This window comes from Streptomyces sp. NPDC056296, from assembly GCF_042268605.1.
Classification (GTDB): Bacteria; Actinomycetota; Actinomycetes; order Streptomycetales; family Streptomycetaceae; genus Streptomyces.
On sequence record NZ_JBHJRX010000096.1, the window covers coordinates 1 to 21,823 of the forward strand.

The following is a 21,823-nucleotide window of genomic DNA, read 5'->3' on the forward strand; positions in this document are numbered from 1 at the left end:
ACTCCGGCGGATAGTTCTTCATGACCACGAGATGTCCGTCCTCAGATCCTCAGGATCCAGTGTCTCGTGTGTCCAACATCAGGGGTCAAGGCCCGGTGCCCCCGATGCTTTCGGCCAAGAGCCTGTTCCAGGAGATCCTCGACAACGACGAGTCGTTCCGTCTCTTCTGCTCCATCGCGGCCAGCGGCGAGTCGCAGGGCGGCTGGGAGAACGCGCGCATCGCGGCGCTGGTACCGGAGAGCGAGCGCGCGCTCGCCCCGAAGATCACCCGGCACGGCGCGGACGAGGACAAGCACGGACGGATCTTCAACGCCCTGCTGAAGAAGCGCGGCCTCGAACCCGTCGGGGTGCCCCCCGAGACCGACTACACCATGCTCCTGGAGCGGCACGGCATCGGCCTCGCCCACGAGAAGCTCAAGGCCGACGAGCCCCTCACGGAACGGGACATCATCACCTACCTCGCGCACAGCAGGGTCACCGAGCAGCGCGCGGCCGAGCAGATGGCGATGCTCCTCAAGTACTTCGCGGACCACCCGGACCTGGGCCGGGCCGTCCGGATGATCTCCGCCGACGAGGACAACCACCTCGCCTACTCCCACGAGGAACTGCTGCGCTTCGCCGCCGCCGGACACGGCCGGTACATCCAGCGGACGCTGCGCGAGTGCGCGCTCGCCGAGATCCGCGTCCACCGGGACGTCAGCCTCGCGGTGATGGACCGCATGGGGCGCCTCCTCGGCTGGTCGCGCACCAGGTCGGCGATGCTCGCGGCGGGCATCCACGCGATGTACGCCTACGAGCGGCTGGCCGGCTGGCACCGCATGGTGACGCTGCGGACACCCGAACGGCGCGACGCGCTCGGCGGTCCCGCCGCCGCGGCCCCTGAAGTCGCCTGACGACCCACCGCGGGCCACCGTGGCCCTACAGCCAGCCCCGGCGCTTGAACAGCCGGAACAGCAGCACCTCCAGAGCGGCCATCAGCACGATCACCGCCGGGTAGCCCCACTCCCAGTGCAGTTCCGGCATGTGGTCGAAGTTCATGCCGTAGACCCCCGCGAGCATCGTGGGGACCGCCGCCATGGCCGCCCACGCGGAGATCTTCCGCATGTCGTCGTTCTGCCGGACGCTCGTCTGCGCCAGATGCGCCGACAGGATGTCCGAGACCAGCCGGTCCAGGCCCTCCACCGACTCGTTCACGCGCGTGAGGTGGTCGCTCACGTCGCGGAAGAACGGCCGCGCCTTCTCGTTGACGAACGGCACCCCGGCGCCGAACGCCCCCGTTCCGGCCAGCCGGGCCAGCGGCGGCGCCAGCGGGCCCGTCGCCCGGCGGAACTCCAGGACCTGCCGCTTGAAGGTGTAGATCCGGGACGCGGTGTGCCGCGAGCCGCCGCCGTCCGGTGAGAAGACCTCGGCCTCCAGCTCCTCCAGGTCGTTCTGCAGCTCGACCGCGACGTCCAGGTAATGGTCGACGGCGGCGTCCGCTATCGCGTACAGCACCGCGGTGGGCCCCTTGCCGAGCAGCTCGGGCTCGTGCTCCAGCCGCTGCCGTACGGCCTTCAGCGGGGCGCCCTCGCCGTGCCGGACGACGACCACGAACGCGTCGCCCAGGAAGATCATGAGCTCGTCGGTGGAGACGGCGTCGCTCTCCGGCTCGTACACCACCGGTTTGAGGACGGCGAAGAGCGAGTCCTCGTACACCTCCAGCTTGGGCCGCTGGTGCGCCTTCAGGGCGTCCTCCACCGCCAGCGGATGCAGCCCGAACTCCTGGGTGACCAGGTCGAACTCGTCCGCCGTCGGTTCGTGCAGCCCGATCCAGACGAAGCCGCCCGCGGTCCGCGCCTCGTCGAGCGCGTCGGAGAAGTCCTCGGGTCCGTCCGTGCGGTGCCCGTCCCGGTAGATGGCACAGTCGACGATCACCGAACACATTCTCCCTTCACCCCGGCGCCCGAGCACCGTGCTGTATGCCTACCCTGTCCGCATGCCCACGCTGATCCTGGTCAGGCACGGACGTTCCACCGCCAACACCGAGGGGCTGCTCGCCGGCTGGACGCCCGGCGTCGCCCTCGACGAACGCGGGGCCGCACAGGCCGCCGCGCTGCCCGGTCGGCTCGCCGCCCTGCCACTCTCAGAGGTCGTCACCAGCCCGCTGCAGCGCTGCCAGGAGACGATCCGCCCACTGCTCGACGCCCGGCCCGGACTGCGGGCGCACACCGACGAACGGATCGGCGAGTGCCACTACGGCGACTGGTCCGGCCGTAAGCTCGCCGAGCTCAAGGACGAGCCCCTGATGGAGGTGGTGCAGGCGCACCCCTCCGCCGCGGCGTTTCCCGGCGGCGAGTCGATGCGCGCGATGCAGACCCGGGCCGCCGAGGCGGCGCGCGAGTGGAACGCGCGCGTGGAGCGCGATCACGGCGCCGACGCCGTCTACCTCATGTGCTCCCACGGCGACATCATCAAGTCCCTCGTCGCGGAGGCACTCGGCCTCCATCTCGACCTCTTCCAGCGGATCTCCGTCGAGCCCTGTTCCGTCACCGCGATCCGCTACACCCGGCTGCGCCCGTTCCTCGTCCGCCTCGGCGACACCGGTGACTTCGCCTCCCTGGCCCCGCACGAGGAGACCCCTGGCGACCAGGCCCCGGTCGGTGGTGGTGCGGGCGCACCGTGATCGTCGGCCGCAGTAGGGTGAAGCGGTTGCAGCAGTGCCCCCGCTTTCCTTCCCCCGACTTCCATGGAGACAGGACGTGTCCCGTCAGGTGTTCCTCTACGACCAACCGGAACGTTTCGTGGCCGGTACGGTCGGGCTGCCAGGGCGCCGTACGTTCTTCCTCCAGGCCACCGCCGGCTCCCGGGTGACCAGCGTGGCCCTGGAGAAGACCCAGGTCGCCGCTCTCGCCGAGCGCATGGACGAACTCCTCGACGAGGTCGTACGGCGCAGCGGCGGCAGCACCGTCGTCCCCGCCATGGCGCCCACGGAGCCCGCCGACACCGCCCCGCTGGACACTCCCGTCGAGGAGGAGTTCAGGGTCGGCACCATGGCGCTGGCCTGGGACGGTGAGGACCAGCGCATGATCGTCGAGGCGCAGGCCCTCGTGGAGCTGGACGCCGAGTCCGAGGAGGATCTGGCGGAGGCCGAGGAGCGGCTGCTCCAGGACGAGGAGAACGGTCCACCGATGCTCCGGGTCCGCCTCACCGGCGCGCAGGCCAGGGCCTTCGCCAAGCGCGCCCTCGACGTCGTCAACGCCGGGCGGCCGCCGTGCCCGCTGTGCAGCCTCCCGCTCGACCCGGAAGGACACGTATGTCCGCGCCAGAACGGATACCGCCGCGGAGCGTGACCACCGACGCGGCGGCCGCCGAGTTGCTCGCCCAGGGTGAGCTGACCGTGCGCGGACGCATCCGTGACGCCTCCAACGCGGCGCTGTACTGCACGGTGACGCACGAGGGACGCGAGGCGGCCTGCATCTACAAGCCGGTCGCAGGGGAGCGGCCCCTGTGGGACTTCCCCGACGGCAGCCTCGCCCAGCGCGAGGTCGCCGCGTACGAGGTCTCCGAGGCGACCGGCTGGGGCCTCGTACCGCCCACCGTGCTGCGCGACGGTCCGTACGGCGAGGGCATGTGCCAGCTGTGGATCGAGGCGGTGCCCCAGGCGGAGCTGCTCGCCCTGGAGGAGGACGAGGAACCCGGCCCCGGCTGGAAGGGGATCGCCCTCGCCGAGGTCGGTGAGGGCCGCACCGCGCTGCTCGTGCACGCCGACGACGAACGGCTGCGCCGGCTCGCGGTACTGGACGCCGTGATCAACAACGCCGACCGCAAGGGCGGCCATCTGCTGCCCGCGAACGAGGAACGGCTGTTCGGCATCGACCACGGCGTGACCTTCCACGCCGAGAACAAGCTGCGGACCCTGCTGTGGGGCTGGGCGGGGGACCCGCTCACCGGGGAGGCCCTGGCGGTGCTCGACGCCCTCGGAGAAGCCCTGAAGGACGGCGGGACCCTGGCGATCCGGCTCGGCGCGCTGATCACCCCCGCCGAACTCGACGCCACGCGCGCGCGTGTCGCCGCGCTGCTGGCCTCCGGCAAGCACCCGGAACCGAGCGGCGAGTGGCCGGCCATCCCCTGGCCGCCGGTCTAGAGAGCGGATACCGCCCCCACCACACAACGGCCGGTATCGCGCAAGAGCGCCTTACCGGCCATCCGGCCCGGTCCGGTTCGTGTACGGAACACCCGTCCGGTTACGCTCATGACATGCATGCCTGGCCCGCTTCCGAGGTCCCCGCCCTGCCTGGTCAGGGTCGCGACCTGAGGATCCACGACACCGCGACCGGCGGCCTGGTCACCCTCGACCCCGGTCCCGTCGCCCGCATCTATGTCTGCGGCATCACGCCGTACGACGCCACCCACATGGGGCACGCGGCGACCTACAACGCGTTCGACCTCGTGCAGCGCGTGTGGCTCGACAACAAGCGGCAGGTTCACTACGTCCAGAACGTCACCGACGTCGACGACCCGCTGCTGGAGCGGGCCGTGCGCGACGGCGTCGACTGGACCGCCCTCGCCGAGAAGGAGACCGCCCTCTTCCGCGAGGACATGACGGCGCTGCGAATGCTGCCGCCGCGACACTACATAGGCGCCGTGGAGGCCATACCCGGCATCGTCCCGCTCGTCGAGCGGCTGCGGGACGCGGGCGCGGCGTACGAGCTGGAGGGCGACACCTACTTCTCCGTCGAGTCCGACCCCCACTTCGGCGGCGTCTCACACCTCGACGCCGCCGCCATGCGGCTGCTCTCCGCCGAGCGCGGCGGCGACCCGGACCGGCCGGGCAAGAAGAACCCGCTCGACCCGATGCTGTGGATGGCCGCCCGCGAGGGTGAGCCCAGCTGGGACGGCGGCTCGCTCGGCCGCGGGCGCCCCGGCTGGCACATCGAGTGCGTCGCCATCGCCCTCGACCACCTCGGCATGGGCTTCGACGTCCAGGGCGGCGGCTCCGACCTCGCCTTCCCGCACCACGAGATGGGCGCCTCGCACGCCCAGGCCCTCACCGGCGAGTTCCCCATGGCCAAGGCGTACGTGCACGCCGGCATGGTCGGCCTCGACGGCGAGAAGATGTCCAAGTCCAAGGGCAACCTGGTCTTCGTGTCGCGGCTGCGCCGCGAGGGCGTCGACCCCGCCGCCATCCGGCTCACGCTGCTCGCCCACCACTACCGCTCCGACTGGGAGTGGACGGACCAGGTGCTCCAGGACGCGGTCGCCCGGGTGGAGCGCTGGCGCGCCGCCGTCTCCCGGCCCGACGGCCCGCCCGCCGAGGCGCTCGTCGAGGAGATCCGCGAGGCCCTCGCGAACGACCTGGACTCCCCGGCCGCGCTCGACGCCGTCGACCGCTGGGCCGCGCTCCAGCAGGAGAGCGGCGGCACGGACATCGGCGCCCCCGGCGTCGTCTCCCGCGCGGTGGACGCACTGCTGGGTGTCGCGCTTTAAGCAGGCGCACGAAACAGGGGCGCTTCCCGCCGGGAAGCGCCCCCGTTTCCGTCCGGTCAGTCCTCCGACGATTCCTCGTCGTCCCCGCTCGCCTTCGGCGGCCTGGGCGGGCGCGTACGGCCGCTGGGGTTGTCCCGCAGATACGGCGTCCCGGAGGGGCCGTCGCCGCCGTCCGCCGTGGCGTGGCCACCCGGCCCGCCCGGCCCGCCCGGTCCGGAGCCGTCCCGGCGCCGCAGATACCGCTCGAACTCGCGGGCGATCGCCTCGCCCGACGCCTCCGGCAGCTCCGCGGTGTCCCGAGCCTCCTCCAGCGACTGGACGTACTCGGCGACCTCGCTGTCCTCGGCGGCCAGCTGGTCCACACCCACCTGCCAGGCACGCGCGTCCTCGGGCAGCTCGCCCAGCGGGATGCGCACGTCGATCAGGTCTTCCAGCCGGTTCAGCAGGGCCAGCGTGGCCTTCGGGTTCGGCGGCTGCGACACGTAGTGCGGCACCGCGGCCCACAGCGACACGGCCGGAACACCCGCGTGCGTGCACGCCTCCTGGAGGATGCCGACGATGCCCGTGGGGCCCTCGTACTTGGTCTCCTCCAGGTCCATGCGCCGGGCCAGGTCGGCGTCCGACGTGGTCCCGCTGATCGGGACCGGACGGGTGTGCGGCGTGTCGCCCAGCAGGGCGCCCAGGACGACCACCAGCTCGACGCCCAGCTCGTGGGCGAAGCCCAGCAGCTCGTTGCAGAACGACCGCCAGCGCATGGACGGTTCGATGCCGCGGACGAGGACCAGGTCGCGTGGCTTGTCGCCGCCGACCCGGACCACCGAGAGTCTCGTCGTCGGCCACGTGATCTTGCGGACACCCGCTTCCACGAACACCGTGGGACGGTTGACCTGGAAGTCGTAGTAGTCCTCGGCGTCCAGCGCCGCGAACACCTCGCCCTTCCACTCCCTGTCGAGATGCGCGACCGCGGTGGAGGCGGCGTCGCCGGCGTCGTTCCAGCCCTCGAACGCGGCCACCATGACCGGGTCGACCAGCTCGGGAACCCCCTCGAGCTCGATCACCCAGCGCCTCCTTCCGACGTGCCCTCGCGTACCCCCCAACCTTACGGCGTGCCGAGGGGCCGCCCGCAGCCCCCTTGCACGGGGGAGTGAACGCATCACTGCCCCGTTCCCGGCGGCCGGACACCCTCCACCACCGCCGGATCGGAGCCGGGTCAGAGGGTGGAGCGCAGCCACTGCTCCACGGACGCGATGTGCACCGTCGCCCAGGAGCGCGCCGCCTCCGCGTCCCGGTCGCGCAGCGCGGCGAGGATCGCGCGGTGCTCGCGCAGGGTGCCGCTGACCGCGTCCTCCTGGGTGAGTCCGCGCCAGACGCGGGTCCGGGTAGTGGGCCCGGACAGACCGTCGAGGAGGGAACAGAGCACCGAGTTGCCCGAGGCCCCCACGATTCCCCGGTGGAACTCCAGGTCGCAGACGACCAGTTCCTCCACCGACGGTTCGTCGCCGAGCGCGTCGAGCCGGCCTTCCAGTCCGTCCAGTTCCCGGTCGGTGATCCGGGAGGCCGCCAACGCGGTCGCGGCCGGCTCCAGGATGCGGCGCACGGCGAGGAACTCCAGCACCGTGTCGTCGCGGTGGAAGTCGACGACGAAACCGATGGCCTCCAGCAGGAGCTGCGGATCCAGGCTGCTGACGTAGGTGCCGTCGCCCTGCCGCACGTCCAGGATCCGGATCAGGGACAGGGCGCGTACGGCCTCGCGCAGGGAGTTGCGGGACAGCCCGAGGTCGGCGGCGAGCTCGCTCTCCTTGGGAAGCCGGTCGCCGGGCCGCAGCGCGCCGGAGACGATCATGCTCTTGATCTTCTCGATCGCCTCGTCGGTGACCGCCACGGCCGACCTCCCTGTCTCTCCCCGGGATGCCGCTCAGACATCCGATGTCTCCCGACATTATGGGGGCCGGTGCGGCCTGCGACGCGCGCGCGTGAGGCGGCGGCTCCATCGGCGCGGAGCCGCCGCCTCACGCAGAGGGCGGCCGGGTCCTACTTCTTGTCGAGCAGGTCCTGGACCTTCGCGCGGACGTCGTCCGTGGCCAGGCCGCGGATCGTCAGTGTGGTCCGCCGGCGCAGCACGTCGTCCTGCGTCTCGGCCCACTCGTGATCCCGGGCCCACACGACCTGCGCCCAGATCTCCGGGGCGTCGGGGTGGACCCGTTCGGCCAGCTCCGGGTTGTCGTTGGCCAGACGGGCGATGTCGAAGGCCAGCGAGCCGTAGTGCGTGGCCAGGTGCCTGGCTGTGTCCGCCGCCATGCGCGGGCCGGGTGCCGGACCGTCCACCAGCAGCCGGTGCGCGACCGCGCGCGGGTTGGCCACGCCGGGCAGCGGCAGCTTCTTCGGCAGCGAGGCGATCGGCTCGAAGTCGTCGCCCAGCGGGTGGCCCGGCAGCGCCTCCAGCTTCTTCATGACCGTACGGCCGATGTGGCGGAAGGTGGTCCACTTGCCGCCCGCGACGGACAGCATGCCGCCCCGGCCCTCGCTGACGACCGTCTCGCGCTTGGCCTTCGCGGTGTCACCGGGGCCGCCCGGCAGCACGCGCAGACCCGCGAAGGAGTACGTGATCAGGTCCCGGTCGAGCTGCTGGTCGCGGATGGAGAACGCGGCCTCGTCGAGGATCTGCGCTATGTCCTTGTCGTTGACCGCGACGTCCGCCGGGTCGCCCTCGAACTCCTCGTCGGTCGTGCCGAGCAGCAGCATGTCCTCCCAGGGGAGGGCGAAGGTGATCCGGTACTTGTCGATGGGGGTCGCCAGCGCGGCCTTCCAGGGCGCGGTGCGCTTGAGCACCAGGTGCGCGCCCTTGGAGAGGCGGATGGACGGGGCCGCGTTCGGGTCCTCCATGCGGCGCAGGTGGTCGACCCAGGGGCCGGTGGCGTTGAGCACCAGGCGGGCGCTGACCCCGAACTCGTTGCCGGTCAGCCGGTCCTTCAGCTCGGCGCCGGTCACCCGGCCCTTGGTGAAGCGCAGGCCGGTCACCTCGGCGTGGTTGAGGACGACCGCGCCCGAATCGACCGCCGCGCGGACGGTCATCAGCGCCATGCGGGCGTCGTTCATCTGGTCGTCGCCGTACACGGCCACGGCCTTGAGGTTGTCGGTGCGCAGCTCCGGCACGTCCTGCGCGGCCTTGGCCGGGGAGAGCAGGTGGCCGACGCCGTCACCGAAGGCGGACAGCGCCGAGTACGCGAAGACACCGGCGCCGAGCTTCGCCGCGCCGTGCGGCCCGCCCTTGTACACGGGGAGGTAGAAGGTGAGCGGGTTCGCCAGGTGGGGGGCCACCTGGCGGGAGACCGCACGGCGCTCGAAGTGGTTCTCCGCCACCAGCTTCACCGCGCCGGTCTGCAGGTAGCGCAGACCGCCGTGGAGCAGCTTGGAGGAGGCGGAGGAGGTGGCGCCGGCGAAGTCGCCGGCGTCGACAACGGCCACCCTGAGGCCGGACTGCGCGGCGTGCCAGGCGGTGGAGATGCCCAGGATGCCGCCGCCGATCACGAGAAGGTCGTACGACGCCTTGGAGAGCTGCTCCCGGGTCTCGGCCCGGCTCGGGTTCGAGCCGGAGGCCGGGTGCGTCCCCAGGGCAGGCACGGACTGCAGGGTGGACTGAGTGGTCATTGCGGTTCTTACTCCTCGTCCTCGAGCCAGCCCATGGTCCGCTCGACGGCCTTGAGCCAGCTCTTGTACTCACGGTCGCGGATCTCCGCGTCCATGCGGGGGGTCCACTCGGCGGCCCGCCGCCAGTTGGCGCGCAGGTCGTCGGTGCTGTTCCAGAAGCCGACGGCCAGACCGGCGGCGTAGGCGGCGCCGAGGCAGGTGGTCTCGGCGACCATCGGGCGCACCACGGGGGCGTCCACGAAGTCGGCGAGGGTCTGCATCAGCAGGTTGTTGGAGGTCATGCCGCCGTCGACCTTGAGGGCGGTCAGCTCCACCCCGGAGTCCTTCGTCATGGCGTCCGCGATCTCCCGCGTCTGCCAGGCGGTGGCCTCCAGGACGGCACGCGCGAGGTGCGCCTTGGTGACGTACCGGGTGAGACCGGCGATCACGCCTCGGGCGTCGGAGCGCCAGTACGGGGCGAACAGGCCGGAGAAGGCCGGCACGAAGTAGGCGCCACCGTTGTCCTCGACCGTCAGGGCGAGGGTCTCGATCTCGGCGGCGGTGGAGATCAGGCCCATCTGGTCGCGCATCCACTGCACCAGCGAACCGGTGACGGCGATCGAGCCCTCCAGGGCGTAGACCGGCTTCTTGTCGCCGATCTGGTAGCCCACGGTGGTCACCAGGCCGCTGTACGAGTTGATGATCTTGTCACCGGTGTTCATCAGCATGAAGGTGCCGGTGCCGTACGTCGACTTGGTCTCGCCCTCGGAGAAGCAGGTCTGGCCGAACAGGGCCGCCTGCTGGTCGCCGAGCGCGGAGGCGACCGGAATGCCGCCGAGCAGCTCACCCAGCCTGCCGCCCGTGATCTCGCCGTAGACCTCGGCGGAGGAGCGGATCTCGGGGAGCATCCGCGTCGGCACGCCGATCGACTCGGCGATCTTCTCGTCCCACGCCATGGTGTGCAGGTTCATCAGCATGGTGCGTGAGGCGTTGGTGACGTCGGTGACGTGCACGCCGCCGTTCACCCCGCCGGTCAGGTTCCAGATGACCCAGGTGTCCATCGTGCCGAAGAGCAGGTCGCCCGCCTCGGCGCGCTCACGCACACCGTCGACGTTGTCGAGCAGCCAGCGGGCCTTGGGACCGGCGAAGTAGGAGGCGAGGGGAAGGCCGGTCTCGCGGCGGAAGCGGTCCTGGCCGACGTTGCGGCCGAGTTCGCGGCACAGGGCGTCTGTGCGGGTGTCCTGCCAGACGATGGCGTTGTGGACGGGCTCACCGGTGTTCTTGTCCCAGACGAGCGTGGTCTCGCGCTGGTTGGTGATGCCGATGGCCTTGATGTCGTCGCGGGTGATGCCGGCCTTCTCGACCGCCCCGGCGACGACCTCCTGGACGTTGGTCCAGATCTCGGTGGCGTCGTGCTCGACCCAGCCCGGCTTGGGGAAGATCTGCTCGTGCTCCTTCTGGTCGACGGAGACGATGCGCCCGTCGCGGTCGAAGACGATGCAGCGGGAAGAGGTCGTGCCCTGGTCGATCGCGGCGATGAAGGGGCCTGCGGTGTGGGCGTCGGTCACTGTGTGCTCCTGGGTTTCCGTGGTGTGGCGGTCGGTGCGTACGGCGCGTGTTCTGCGGCTCGATGATGACCGAGCGGATGCCCGCTCAGGCGAACGCGACGTTGTAGACACCTCCGGCGATCGCGCCGCCGATCAGCGGACCGACGACCGGGACCCAGGCGTAGGACCAGTCGGAGCCGCCCTTGTTGGGCAGCGGCAGCAGGGCGTGCACGATGCGCGGCCCGAGGTCGCGGACCGGGTTGATCGCGTAGCCGGTCGGACCGCCGAGGGACAGGCCGATCGAGACCACCACGAACGCGGTGATCAGGGCGCCCAGGGTGCCGAGACCGTTGCCCTCGTCGTTCAGGCCCTGGGTGAGGATGGCGAGCAGCAGGACGAAGGTGCCGATGATCTCGGTGGCGAGGTTCTGCACCGCGTTCCGGATCTCGGGGCCGGTGGAGAAGACGCCCAGCACGGGACCGGCGCCCTTCTCCTGGGCCTCGACGGCCTTGGCCGTGGTGTCCTGCGCGCCAGGGCCGCCGACGATCTCCCGGTCGGTCAGGTGGGCCTGGAACTGGCCGTAGTAGGCGACCCAGACCAGGACCGCGCCGATCATGGCGCCGAGCAGCTGTCCGGCGAAGTAGGTGGGGACGTTGCCCCACTCGCCGTCCTTGACCGCGATGCCGACCGTCACGGCCGGGTTGAGGTGGGCCCCGGACAGCGGGCCCGAGATGTACGCCCCCGTCATGACGGCGAAGCCCCACCCGAAGGCGATGGCGAGCCAGCCGGCGTTTCGGGCCTTGGAGGCCTTGAGCGTCACGGCGGCACACACGCCGCCGCCGAGCAGGATGAGTATGGCGGTACCGATGGTCTCGCCGATGAAGATGTCGGAGCTGGACACCCGCGACTCCTTTGTCCTTCGTCCAGGGGAAGCCGAACCCCCGGGTCCCTCCGGGTGTTCCGGCGCCCTCGGTGTGAGAGCGATGGCGGCCCTTGGCGTTGTCACACTCTAACGCGTATTGCCGGTAGGTGTTCGACAATGCCGACCGATGGACGCGAGTCTCGCTTCGGCGTCGCGCATGCGTCAAGAGCCCTGTAATCGAAAGCACGATCGTTATTGATCGTCGTGAGTTATCGATCTTCGGGCGCGGCGCGTCCCACCGGGGCTGCCGGGGAACGCGGAAGGCCGGAACGCGTTCGGCGTCCCGGCCTTCGGCTTTCCGACTCGTGCCCGCGTGCCCTAGAACCGCCCGGCGCCCAGGTCCCGCGAGACCGCGCGGGCGCAGTCCCGAACCGCCGCGACCAGCTCGGGCCGCAGCTCGCCGTCCCGGCACAGCCGTTCCACGGCCCCGGTGATGCCGACCGCGCCGACCGGCATACGCCGGCGGTCGTGGATCGGGGCGGCGATGGCGGCGATGCCCTCCCAGGTCTCCTCGACGTCGGCCGCGTAGCCACGCGCGCGCGTGATGTCCAGGATGTGCTCGAACCTGTCCGGCTCGCAGACGGTCCGGTCCGTGAACGCCTTGCGGTCGGCCTCCAGGGCCTCGCTGTGCGCGACCGGGTCGTAGGCCGACAGCACCTTGCCCAGCGCCGTGGAGTGCAGCGGCTGCATGGCCCCGATCTCCAGCACCTGCCGGCTGTCGTCGGGCCGGAAGACGTGGTGCACGATCAGGACGCCCTGCTGGTGCAGGACGCCGAGATGGACGCTCTCACCGCTGGACCGCGCCAGGTCGTCCGTCCACACCAGGGCGCGTGCCCGCAGCTCGTGCACGTCGAGGTAGGTCGTGCCCAGGCGCAGCAGCTCGGCGCCCAGCTGGTAGCGCCCGGAGGTGTCGTCCTGCTCGACGAAGCCCTCCTGCTGGAGGGTGCGCAGGATGCCGTGCGCCGTGCCCTTGGCCAGACCCAGCGACGAGGCGATGTCCGACAGGCCGAGCCGCCGCTCGCCGCCCGCGAGCAGGCGCAGCATCGCGGCCGCCCGTTCGAGCGACTGGATGTTCCGTGCCATCGGCGTACTGCCTCCGTCCCCTTCGACTGCCGACCCCGGCGTCGCTGACGTCGTTCGGCAATGCCGAACACTACCGGTCGATGCCGACCTCCCGCTAATGGTCGGCGGGCAACTGTTGCACTTCGGCCACGTCCTGATGACCCGGACCTGCGTCCCGGCCCGCCCATCAGCGGTCCACCGACCGCCTCCGGGCCGTTCCCGACCCGTCTCCCGACCGTCCCTGACCCGTCTCCGGACCGTTCCCGACTCGTCTCCGGTCCGCTCCGGGCCCGTCCCCGGCCGGTCCTCGGCCAGCCCCCGGCCCGTTCCGGGGCCGGAATGTTCACCCCTTCGGCGGGCATCCGGCCCCGCCATACTCGTCCGTCTCGTGGACGCCCCGACCATCAGCCCCCGGTCCCGGCTACCCTGGCGGCGTGCGTTCTCCCCCGGGACGTTCCCTGCGGACGGCACCGGGCAGCGCAAAGCCGACAGCCGTCGCATCCTAGGGAGCCCTTTCATGGCCTCGTCGCCGTCCACCCCGTCCGCCGACACCCGGACCCGTGTGTCCGCCCTCCGCGAGGCACTTGCCACCCGTGTGGTGGTGGCCGACGGTGCGATGGGCACCATGTTGCAGGCGCAGAATCCGACGCTGGACGACTTCCAGCAGTTGGAGGGCTGCAACGAGATCCTGAATCTGACCCGGCCGGACATCGTGCGTTCGGTGCATGAGGAGTACTACGCGGCCGGTGTGGACTGCGTGGAGACGAACACCTTCGGTGCGAATCACTCGGCGCTGGGTGAGTACGACATTGCCGAGCGGGTGCACGAGCTGTCGGAGGCGGGTGCGCGGGTGGCCCGGGAGGTGGCCGACGAGTTCGCCGCGCGGGACGGCCGGCAGCGCTGGGTGCTGGGTTCGATGGGCCCGGGTACGAAGCTGCCGACCCTGGGTCATGCCCCGTACACCGTTCTGCGGGACGCGTATCAGCGCAACGCGGAGGGTCTGGTCGCGGGTGGTGCGGACGCGCTGCTGGTGGAGACGACGCAGGACCTGTTGCAGACGAAGGCGTCGGTGCTGGGTGCCCGGCGGGCGTTGGAGGCCCTGGGGCTGGATGTGCCGGTGATCTGCTCGGTGACGGTGGAGACGACCGGGACGATGCTGCTGGGCTCGGAGATCGGTGCGGCGCTGACCGCGCTGGAGCCGTTGGGTATCGACATGATCGGCCTGAACTGTGCGACCGGTCCGGCGGAGATGAGCGAGCACCTGCGCTACCTCGCCCGCCACTCCCGCGTCCCGCTGTCGTGCATGCCCAACGCCGGTCTGCCGGTCCTGGGCAGGGACGGCGCGCACTATCCGCTGACGGCGCCGGAGCTGGCGGACGCGCAGGAGACGTTCGTGCGCGAGTACGGCCTGTCCCTGGTGGGCGGCTGCTGCGGCACCACGCCCGAGCATCTGCGCCAGGTCGTGGAGCGGGTCCGCGAGACCGCGCCGACCGCCCGCGACCCGCGCCCGGAGCCGGGCGCGGCCTCCCTCTACCAGACGGTGCCGTTCCGGCAGGACACCTCCTACCTGGCGATCGGCGAGCGGACGAATGCCAACGGGTCGAAGAAGTTCCGTGAGGCGATGCTGGAGGGCCGCTGGGACGACTGTGTGGAGATGGCCCGGGACCAGATCCGTGAGGGCGCGCACATGCTCGACCTGTGCGTGGACTACGTGGGCCGCGACGGAGTGGCGGACATGGAGGAGCTGGCGGGGCGGTTCGCGACCGCCTCGACGCTGCCCATCGTGCTGGACTCCACCGAGGTCGAAGTCATCCAGGCCGGGCTGGAGAAGCTCGGCGGCCGGGCGGTGATCAATTCGGTGAACTATGAGGACGGCGCGGGCCCCGAGTCCCGCTTCGCGAAGGTCACCCGACTCGCCCGGGAGCATGGTGCGGCGCTGATCGCGCTGACCATCGACGAGGTGGGCCAGGCCCGGACGGCGGAGAAGAAGGTCGAGATCGCCGAGCGGCTGATCGGTGACCTGACCGGGAACTGGGGCATCCACGAGTCGGACATCCTCGTGGACTGCTTGACGTTCACGATCTGCACCGGTCAGGAGGAGTCCCGGGGCGATGGTGTCGCGACCATCGAGGGCATCCGTGAGCTCAAGCGCCGCCACCCGGACGTGCAGACCACCCTCGGGTTGTCGAACATCTCGTTCGGTCTGAACCCGGCGGCCCGGATTCTGCTGAACTCGGTGTTCCTGGATGAGTGTGTGAAGGCGGGTCTGGACTCGGCGATCGTGCACGCCTCGAAGATCCTGCCGATCGCGCGGTTCGACGAGGAGCAGGTCACCACCGCCCTGGACTTGATCTACGACCGCCGCCGTGAGGGTTATGACCCGCTGCAGAAGCTGATGGCGTTGTTCGAGGGCGCGACGGCGAAGTCGCTGCGGGCGTCCAAGGCTGATGAGCTGGCGGCGCTGCCGCTGGACGAGCGGCTCAAGCGGCGCATCATCGACGGCGAGAAGAACGGCCTGGAGGCCGATCTGGACGAGGCGCTGACGGAGCGTCCGGCGTTGGACATCGTCAACGAGACGCTGCTGGACGGGATGAAGGTGGTCGGTGAGCTGTTCGGCTCCGGGCAGATGCAGCTGCCGTTCGTGCTCCAGTCCGCCGAGGTGATGAAGACGGCGGTGGCGCATCTGGAGCCGCACATGGAGAAGACGGACGATGACGGCAAGGGCACGATCGTGCTGGCCACCGTCCGCGGCGATGTCCATGACATCGGCAAGAACCTGGTGGACATCATCTTGTCCAACAACGGCTACAACGTCGTCAACCTCGGTATCAAGCAGCCGGTCTCCGCGATCCTGGAGGCGGCCAACGAGCACCGGGCCGATGTGATCGGCATGTCCGGGCTCCTGGTGAAGTCCACGGTGATCATGAAGGAGAACCTGGAGGAGCTCAACCAGCGCAAGCTGGCCGCCGACTACCCCGTCATCCTCGGCGGAGCCGCCCTCACCCGGGCCTACGTCGAACAGGACCTCCACGAGATCTACGACGGCGAGGTCCGCTACGCCCGGGACGCGTTCGAGGGCCTCAGGCTGATGGACGCCCTGATCGGCATCAAGCGCGGCGTGCCCGGCGCAAAGCTGCCCGAGCTGCGCCAGCGCAGGGTCCGCGCCGCCACGGTGGAGGTCGAGGAGCGTCCCGAGGAGGGCCACGTCCGCTCCGACGTCGCCACCGACAACCCGGTCCCCGAACCGCCCTTCCGGGGCACGCGTGTCGTCAAGGGCATCCAGCTCAAGGAGTACGCGTCCTGGCTCGACGAGGGCGCCCTCTTCAAGGGCCAGTGGGGTCTGAAGCAGGCCCGCACCGGCGAGGGACCCTCGTACGAGGAACTGGTCGAGTCCGAGGGCCGGCCGCGACTGCGCGGGCTGCTGGACCGGCTCCAGACGGAGAACCTGCTGGAGGCGGCCGTGGTCTACGGCTACTTCCCGTGCGTCTCCAAGGACGACGACCTGATCGTCCTCGACGAGGCCGGCAACGAGCGCACCCGGTTCACGTTCCCGCGCCAGCGGCGCGGCCGGCGTCTGTGCCTGGCCGACTTCTTCCGCCCGGAGGAGTCCGGCGAGATCGACGTGGTCGGCTTCCAGGTCGTCACCGTCGGCTCCCGGATCGGCGAGGAGACGGCCCGGATGTTCCAGGCCAACGCCTACCGCGACTACCTCGAACTGCACGGCCTGTCCGTCCAGCTCGCCGAGGCCCTCGCCGAGTACTGGCACGCCCGCGTCCGTTCCGAGCTCGGTTTCGCCGGGGAGGACCCTGCCGAGATGGAGGACATGTTCGCCCTGAAGTACCGGGGCGCCCGCTTCTCCCTCGGCTACGGTGCCTGCCCGGAGCTGGAGGACCGCGCCAAGATCGCCGACCTGCTCCAGCCGGAGCGCATCGGCGTCCACCTGTCGGAGGAGTTCCAGCTCCACCCCGAGCAGTCCACCGACGCCATCGTGATCCACCACCCCGAGGCGAAGTACTTCAACGCCCGCTGAGGCCGCCGCGGACGCCTCCGTACCGCTTCGGCGGCCACACCAGGCGTTCCCGTCCCGCACGACGTACACTGGTCGGTCCACCGCAGGCCGGTTCCCTTCGTGGGAACCGGCCTGATCGTCCCTTCAAGGAGGTACGTGGATGACCAGTACGGTCCCCGCGCTCGGAACCCGTACGGCCGAAGGCTCAGCCCTCCAGGCCGTGCTCCTCGACATGGACGGCACCCTGGTGGACACCGAGGGCTTCTGGTGGGACGTCGAGGCCGAGGTCTTCGCCTCCCTCGGTCACACCCTCGACGACTCCTGGCGCCACGTGGTCGTCGGCGGTCCCATGAGCCGCAGCGCCGGCTTCCTGATCGAGGCCACCGGGGCCGACATCACCCTCGCCGAACTCAGCGTGCTGCTCAACGACGGCTTCGAGAAGCGCATCGGCCGTACCCTGCCGCTCATGCCGGGAGCCGCCCGGCTGCTCGCGGAACTCTCCGCGCACGAGATCCCCACGGCCCTGGTCTCCGCCTCGCACCGGCGCATCATCGACCGCGTGCTGACCTCGCTGGGCCCGCAGCACTTCGGACTCACCGTCGCGGGCGACGAGGTGCCGCGCACCAAGCCCCACCCGGACCCGTACCTGGCCGCCGCGGCCGGCCTCGGCGTGGACCCGGCCCGGTGCGCCGTCGTCGAGGACACCGCGACCGGGGTCGCCGCCGCGGAGGCCGCCGGCTGCCACGTCGTGGCCGTGCCCTCGGTCGCTCCCATCACCCCGGCCGTCCGCCGCACGGTGGTGGACTCGCTGGAAGAGGTCGACCTGACATTTCTGCGCGGCCTGATGACACAAATGCGCTAGGCGTTCACCCAGCGTGCGGCGGCGTAAACGCGGTAATTCCGAGAACGTACGCGCGAGACGACGCGGGGCGCGCGGCGGGGGAATTCCGCCGCTCCGGATGGCCGAATTCAGGCGCCCGCCAACAGAAGCTGCTGTGTGACGTTCGCCACGTTGCCAGGGGTCGACAGGGTGGCGTGCGTGTGCTGGCTCGCGCCTGGCGAACGTTGTCGAGGCGCCCTTGTGTCCTGATTGGTGAAACCCTGCACTAATCCTTCCACTGTCGGGTTTTCGGTGCGTCCACGACCGGTTTCGCTCCGTGATGAGTCCTCAACTCCGGTGGCTGCGAGCCCCCGTGCGGGCGCGGACTAATCTCGTCGCGAGAACATCGGCCACAACCCCCGTGATCCGCCGCGACACCCCTGCATGCCGGATACACGGACCGACAGCTCTGGAGAAACTCGAGCATGAACCGCAAGACTTTGGTGCTGCCGGCCGTCGTCGGCCTGCTCGCGCCGGTGCTCGCCGCCTGCGGCGGGTCCGACAGCGGCAGCGGCGGGGACGCGATCGTCGTCGGCACCACGGACCGGTTCACCGCCTCGGAGGAGGCGCCCGCGCCCCTCGACCCGGCGTACGCCTACGATGTCGGCTCCTGGAACATCCTGCGTCAGACCACGCAGACTTTGATGATCCAGCCCCGCGGCGACGGTGAACCCGTACCCGAGGCCGCCGAGAAGTGCGGATTCACCGACACCGGCAACGAACGCTATGCCTGCACCCTGCGCGACGGCCTGAAGTTCGCCAACGGCGACGCCGTCACCGCGGAGGACGTGAAGTTCTCCATCGAGCGCGCCCTGTCCATCAAGGCCGACAGCCAGGTGTACGGCCTGCTGTCGACCGTCGACACCGTCGAGACGCAGGGCGACCGCGAGGTCATCTTCCACCTCAATACCGCCGACGCCACCTTCCCGTTCAAGCTGTCGACCCCGGTCGCGGGCATCGTCAACCCGGACGACTACGAGAAGGGCAAGCTGCGCGAGGGCTTCGAGCTGGACGGCTCCGGCCCGTACACCATGAAGGCCGAGGTCAAGAACGGCGAGATGACCAAGGCCGTGTTCACCAAGAACCCCGATTACAAGGGGAGCCTGAAGGTGAACAACGACAAGGTCGAGATGGTGTCGTTCAGCGACGCCGAGGCCATGGGCGCCGCGCTCGACAAGGGCGACATCGACGTGATGACCCGTGCGATGACGCCCGACCAGATCCAGAAGCTCTCCAACGCCACGGACGGCGACGTCGACCTGGTCGAGGTGGCCGGTCTCGAGATCCGCTACCTGGCCTTCAACACGGACGCGCCGACGGTGAAGGACAAGGCTGTCCGCCAGGCGATGGCCCAGCTCATCAACCGCAGCGAACTCGTCTCCGAGGTCTACGGCTCCCAGGCCGAGCCGCTGTACTCGATGGTCCCGGCCAGCATCACCGGTCACTCCAACTCGTTCTTCAACAAGTACGGCGACCCCAGCGTCGACAAGGCCAAGGGGATGCTGGAGGACGCGGGCATCAAGACGCCCGTGAAGCTGACCATGCACTACACGACGGACCACTACGGTGCCGCGACCAAGCAGGAGTTCGAGCAGCTGCAGAAGCAGCTGAACGACAGCGGTCTCTTCGACATCGACATCAAGGGCACGCCCTGGGACAAGTTCCGCCCGGCGGAGCTGAAGGGCGAGTACGACGTCTTCGGCATGGGCTGGTTCCCCGACTTCCCGGACGCGGACAGCTTCATCGCGCCGTTCCTCGACAAGGACAACACCCTCAACTCGCCGTACGCGAACCCGGAGATCAGGAACACCCTGATCCCCGAGTCCCGTCGCGAGGCCGACCGGCTCTCCGCCGTGGACAGCCTCACCGAGATCCAGGACATCACCGCCGCCGACGTCCCGATGATCCCGCTGTGGCAGGGCAAGCAGTACGTCGCCGCCGGGGACGACGTCACGGGCACGGCCTACGTGCTCAACTCCTCCTCGACGCTCCAGCTGTGGGAGCTGGGCCGGGGTGTGAGCGGCTGACGTCCCGCCGGACACAACCCGAAGGGCGCCCTCTCCTCGCGCGGAGAGGGCGCCCTTCGGGTTTCGTACGCGCCGTGTCACGAGTGGGACGCGTATGGAGCGGTTACGGACGCGTACGGAGCGGTCTACTGCGCGCCGGGGCGGACCAGGCCGCTCTCGTACGCGTACACCGCGGCCTGCACCCGGTCACGCAGACCCAGCTTGGTCAGCACATGACCCACGTGTGTCTTGACGGTGGTCTCACTGACGAAGAGGTCGGCGGCGATCTCCGCGTTGGACAGGCCGCGGGCCACCAGCTTCAGCACCTCCACCTCACGCTCGGTCAGCGTGTGCAGCGCGTCCGGCACCGGCTCGTCGCCGGAGGGCAGGTGCGTGGCGTACTTGTCGAGCAGCCGCCTGGTGATGCTCGGCGCGAGCATCGCCTCGCCGCTCGCCACCACGCGGATGGCCTGCACCAGTTCGTTGGCCGGGGCGTCCTTCAGCAGGAAACCGCTGGCGCCCGCCTTCAACGCCTCCACGACGTACTCGTCGAGATCGAAGGTGGTCAGCACCAGCACCTTCGCCGGGCCGTCCCGCTCGGGCCCGGTGATCTGCCGGGTCGCTTCCACACCGTCCATCCGCGGCATGCGGATGTCCATCAGGACCACATCGGGCTGCAGGGCCCGCACCTGGTCGAGTGCTTGGAGGCCGTCTCCGGCCTCGCCGACGACCGCGATGTCCTGCTCGGCCTCGAGAATCATTCGGAAGCCCGTGCGCAGCAGCGGCTGGTCGTCGACCAGTAGGACGCGGATGGCCACGTAAGTCTCCTTCGCTAGTCCGGCCCCATTCTGCCCTGCTCGGTGCCGCCGGAGTCGGCCGCCCTCACCGGCAGCGGATAGGGCGGGGGAGTGCCACCGAACTCCGGGCAGTGCGCCTGGTGGTCGCACCAGCCGCACAGCTTGGTGGGACGCGGCCGCCAGTCGCCCGTCTCGGTCGCCAGTCGGATGGCCTCCCACAGCGCCAGCAGCTTGCGCTCGACCCGCTCCAGATCGGCGCGGACCGGGTCGTACGTGAGCACGTCGCCGCTGCCGAGATAGACGAGTTGCAGGCGCCGCGGGACGACCTTCTTCAGCCGCCACACCACCAGCGCGTAGAACTTCATCTGGAACAGCGCGCCCTCCGCGTACTGCGGCCGGGGCGCCTTGCCCGTCTTGTAGTCGACGATCCGCACCTCCCCGGTGGGCGCCACGTCGACCCGGTCGATGATGCCGCGCAGGCGCAGCCCGGAGTCCAGCTCGGCCTCGACGAACAGCTCGCGCTCGGCGGGCTCCAGCCGGCTCGGGTCCTCCAGGGTGAACCAGCGCTCGACGAGCTGTTCCGCCTCGCCGAGCCACCGGGTCAGCCGCTCGCCCTCCGGGTCGTCCGCGAACAGCTCGTCCACCTCCGGCCTGCTCTCGCGAAGCCGGTCCCACTGGCCCGGGACGAGTGCCTTCGCCCGCGGTGCCGTGCGCTCGGCCGCCGGGGCGTCGAAGAGCCGCTCGAGCACCGCGTGCACCAGGGTGCCCCGCGTCGCCGCCTCGCTCGGCTTCTCCGGGAGGCGGTCGATGACCCGGAACCGGTACAGCAACGGGCACTGCATGAAGTCGCCGGCCCGGGAGGGCGAGAGCGAGGCCGGCGCTATGGCCACGGGCACGGGTGAGGGGACGGCGGCCGCCGGGCCCACCGTCGCGTCTGCGTGGTCCGCCACCGTCGCCGCCGGTCGGGCGGGTCCGCCGGCGTCCTCCGCGACATCCTCGATGCTCGTCTCCATGCCCACAGACCTTACGGCCCGCCACTGACAGTGCCCCATCCCGCGGTCGTGACCCGTGCGACGGAAGGGAAGGACAGGGGTGCCGGGGCGGAACGGGCCGCGACGGACGCATACCATCGACACGAGACCCTCTCGCCCGGCAGGCGCGGGAGACGCTTCGAACGAGGGGACACCGTGGACGTGAGCGGCGGGAGCGGGCAGCCGCGGTCCGGCAACGACGAGTCGGCCGAGCCCCAGGCAGGACCCACGGCCCCGGCAGCCGAGTCCGCGCAGCCGGACCCCGCGGACGCCGGCCCGCCCGAGAACCGACCCGCGGACCGGCCCCGGACGACGGTGCACGGCCCGGGCGACCAGCCCCGAACGGCGACCGACCCCGCCGAGGGACACCCGCCGACCCCGGCTCCCGAGACGCCCGGACCTGAGACGCCGGGCCGCCCGACGTCAGCTCCCGAGACGCCGGGCCGCCCGACGCCGGGTCCCGAGACGCCGGGCCG

Annotated in this window: 17 protein-coding genes and 1 pseudogene; 9 read left to right on the plus strand and 9 right to left on the minus strand. The window is 70.6% G+C overall.

Annotated elements, in window-relative coordinates; all coding sequences use genetic code 11:
• Positions 1–104 precede the first annotated feature (104 nt).
• The gene (locus ACFCZF_RS38875) at positions 105–893 is read left to right on the plus strand and encodes a ferritin-like domain-containing protein (RefSeq protein WP_376675679.1); all 789 of its coding nucleotides are present in this window, start codon (positions 105–107) and stop codon (positions 891–893) included.
• A gap of 25 nt (positions 894–918) precedes the next feature.
• On the opposite strand, the gene corA is transcribed toward ACFCZF_RS38875, so the two are convergent.
• The gene (gene corA / locus ACFCZF_RS38880) at positions 919–1,914 is read right to left on the minus strand and encodes a magnesium/cobalt transporter CorA (protein WP_376675680.1); all 996 of its coding nucleotides are present in this window, start codon (positions 1,912–1,914) and stop codon (positions 919–921) included.
• 61 nt (positions 1,915–1,975) lie between these two features.
• On the opposite strand from corA, the gene ACFCZF_RS38885 reads away from it, so the two are divergent.
• The 4 genes from ACFCZF_RS38885 to mshC all read left to right on the plus strand — a co-directional run bounded on the left by ACFCZF_RS38885 (position 1,976) and on the right by mshC (position 5,466).
• A complete protein-coding gene (locus ACFCZF_RS38885) occupies positions 1,976–2,662 on the plus strand; it encodes a histidine phosphatase family protein (RefSeq protein ID WP_376675681.1) in 687 nt (228 codons plus the stop codon).
• Positions 2,663–2,738: 76 nt separating this feature from the next.
• The gene (locus ACFCZF_RS38890; protein ID WP_121746046.1) at positions 2,739–3,329 is read left to right on the plus strand and encodes a DUF3090 domain-containing protein; all 591 of its coding nucleotides are present in this window, start codon (positions 2,739–2,741) and stop codon (positions 3,327–3,329) included.
• Positions 3,293–4,123, plus strand: coding sequence for an SCO1664 family protein (locus tag ACFCZF_RS38895; RefSeq protein ID WP_376675682.1), 831 nt, complete (start codon positions 3,293–3,295; stop codon positions 4,121–4,123). The genes ACFCZF_RS38890 and ACFCZF_RS38895 overlap by 37 nt, the downstream gene beginning before the upstream one ends.
• Before the next feature lie 113 nt (positions 4,124–4,236).
• Positions 4,237–5,466, plus strand: a complete 1,230-nt coding sequence (mshC, locus tag ACFCZF_RS38900; RefSeq protein WP_376675683.1) for a cysteine--1-D-myo-inosityl 2-amino-2-deoxy-alpha-D-glucopyranoside ligase — start codon at positions 4,237–4,239, stop codon at positions 5,464–5,466.
• Positions 5,467–5,522: 56 nt separating this feature from the next.
• Here mshC and parJ read toward each other — a convergent pair whose 3' ends face one another.
• From parJ to ACFCZF_RS38930, 6 genes are all read right to left on the minus strand, one after another.
• Positions 5,523–6,524 carry a filament polymerization regulator ParJ gene (gene parJ / locus ACFCZF_RS38905; protein WP_375924633.1) on the minus strand — a complete coding sequence of 334 codons (1,002 nt, stop codon included), beginning with the start codon at positions 6,522–6,524 and terminating at the stop codon, positions 5,523–5,525.
• A 152-nt stretch (positions 6,525–6,676) separates the two neighbouring features.
• Positions 6,677–7,348: a FadR/GntR family transcriptional regulator gene (locus ACFCZF_RS38910; RefSeq protein ID WP_376675684.1), complete on the minus strand. Its 672-nt coding sequence runs from the start codon at positions 7,346–7,348 to the stop codon at positions 6,677–6,679.
• Positions 7,349–7,497: 149 nt separating this feature from the next.
• A complete protein-coding gene (locus tag ACFCZF_RS38915; RefSeq protein ID WP_376675685.1) occupies positions 7,498–9,114 on the minus strand; it encodes an FAD-dependent oxidoreductase in 1,617 nt (538 codons plus the stop codon).
• Positions 9,115–9,122: 8 nt separating this feature from the next.
• Complete coding sequence (gene glpK, locus ACFCZF_RS38920; RefSeq protein ID WP_376675686.1) at positions 9,123–10,661, minus strand: glycerol kinase GlpK; 1,539 nt, start codon at positions 10,659–10,661, stop codon at positions 9,123–9,125.
• 85 nt (positions 10,662–10,746) lie between these two features.
• Positions 10,747–11,541 carry an MIP/aquaporin family protein gene (locus ACFCZF_RS38925; protein ID WP_376675687.1) on the minus strand — a complete coding sequence of 265 codons (795 nt, stop codon included), beginning with the start codon at positions 11,539–11,541 and terminating at the stop codon, positions 10,747–10,749.
• 339 nt (positions 11,542–11,880) lie between these two features.
• Positions 11,881–12,645: an IclR family transcriptional regulator gene (locus ACFCZF_RS38930; protein ID WP_376675688.1), complete on the minus strand. Its 765-nt coding sequence runs from the start codon at positions 12,643–12,645 to the stop codon at positions 11,881–11,883.
• Positions 12,646–13,141: 496 nt separating this feature from the next.
• On the opposite strand from ACFCZF_RS38930, the gene metH reads away from it, so the two are divergent.
• The 3 genes from metH to ACFCZF_RS38945 all read left to right on the plus strand — a co-directional run bounded on the left by metH (position 13,142) and on the right by ACFCZF_RS38945 (position 19,540).
• Positions 13,142–16,654 carry a methionine synthase gene (metH, locus tag ACFCZF_RS38935; RefSeq protein ID WP_376675689.1) on the plus strand — a complete coding sequence of 1,171 codons (3,513 nt, stop codon included), beginning with the start codon at positions 13,142–13,144 and terminating at the stop codon, positions 16,652–16,654.
• A 139-nt stretch (positions 16,655–16,793) separates the two neighbouring features.
• Positions 16,794–17,495, plus strand: coding sequence for an HAD family phosphatase (locus ACFCZF_RS38940; protein WP_310874191.1), 702 nt, complete (start codon positions 16,794–16,796; stop codon positions 17,493–17,495).
• Positions 17,496–17,938: 443 nt separating this feature from the next.
• Positions 17,939–19,540, plus strand: coding sequence for an ABC transporter substrate-binding protein (locus ACFCZF_RS38945; protein ID WP_375924620.1), 1,602 nt, complete (start codon positions 17,939–17,941; stop codon positions 19,538–19,540).
• 125 nt (positions 19,541–19,665) lie between these two features.
• Here ACFCZF_RS38945 and ACFCZF_RS38950 read toward each other — a convergent pair whose 3' ends face one another.
• Both ACFCZF_RS38950 and ACFCZF_RS38955 read right to left on the minus strand, forming a co-directional pair.
• Positions 19,666–20,337 (minus strand): response regulator transcription factor, encoded by a 672-nt coding sequence (locus ACFCZF_RS38950; RefSeq protein ID WP_121746033.1) that lies wholly within the window; start codon positions 20,335–20,337, stop codon positions 19,666–19,668.
• 14 nt (positions 20,338–20,351) lie between these two features.
• Positions 20,352–21,329 carry a RecB family exonuclease gene (locus tag ACFCZF_RS38955; protein ID WP_376675690.1) on the minus strand — a complete coding sequence of 326 codons (978 nt, stop codon included), beginning with the start codon at positions 21,327–21,329 and terminating at the stop codon, positions 20,352–20,354.
• Positions 21,330–21,503: 174 nt separating this feature from the next.
• Between ACFCZF_RS38955 and ACFCZF_RS38960 the strand changes: the two are divergent.
• Positions 21,504–21,823, plus strand: a pseudogene (locus tag ACFCZF_RS38960) (hypothetical protein); the annotation flags it as partial.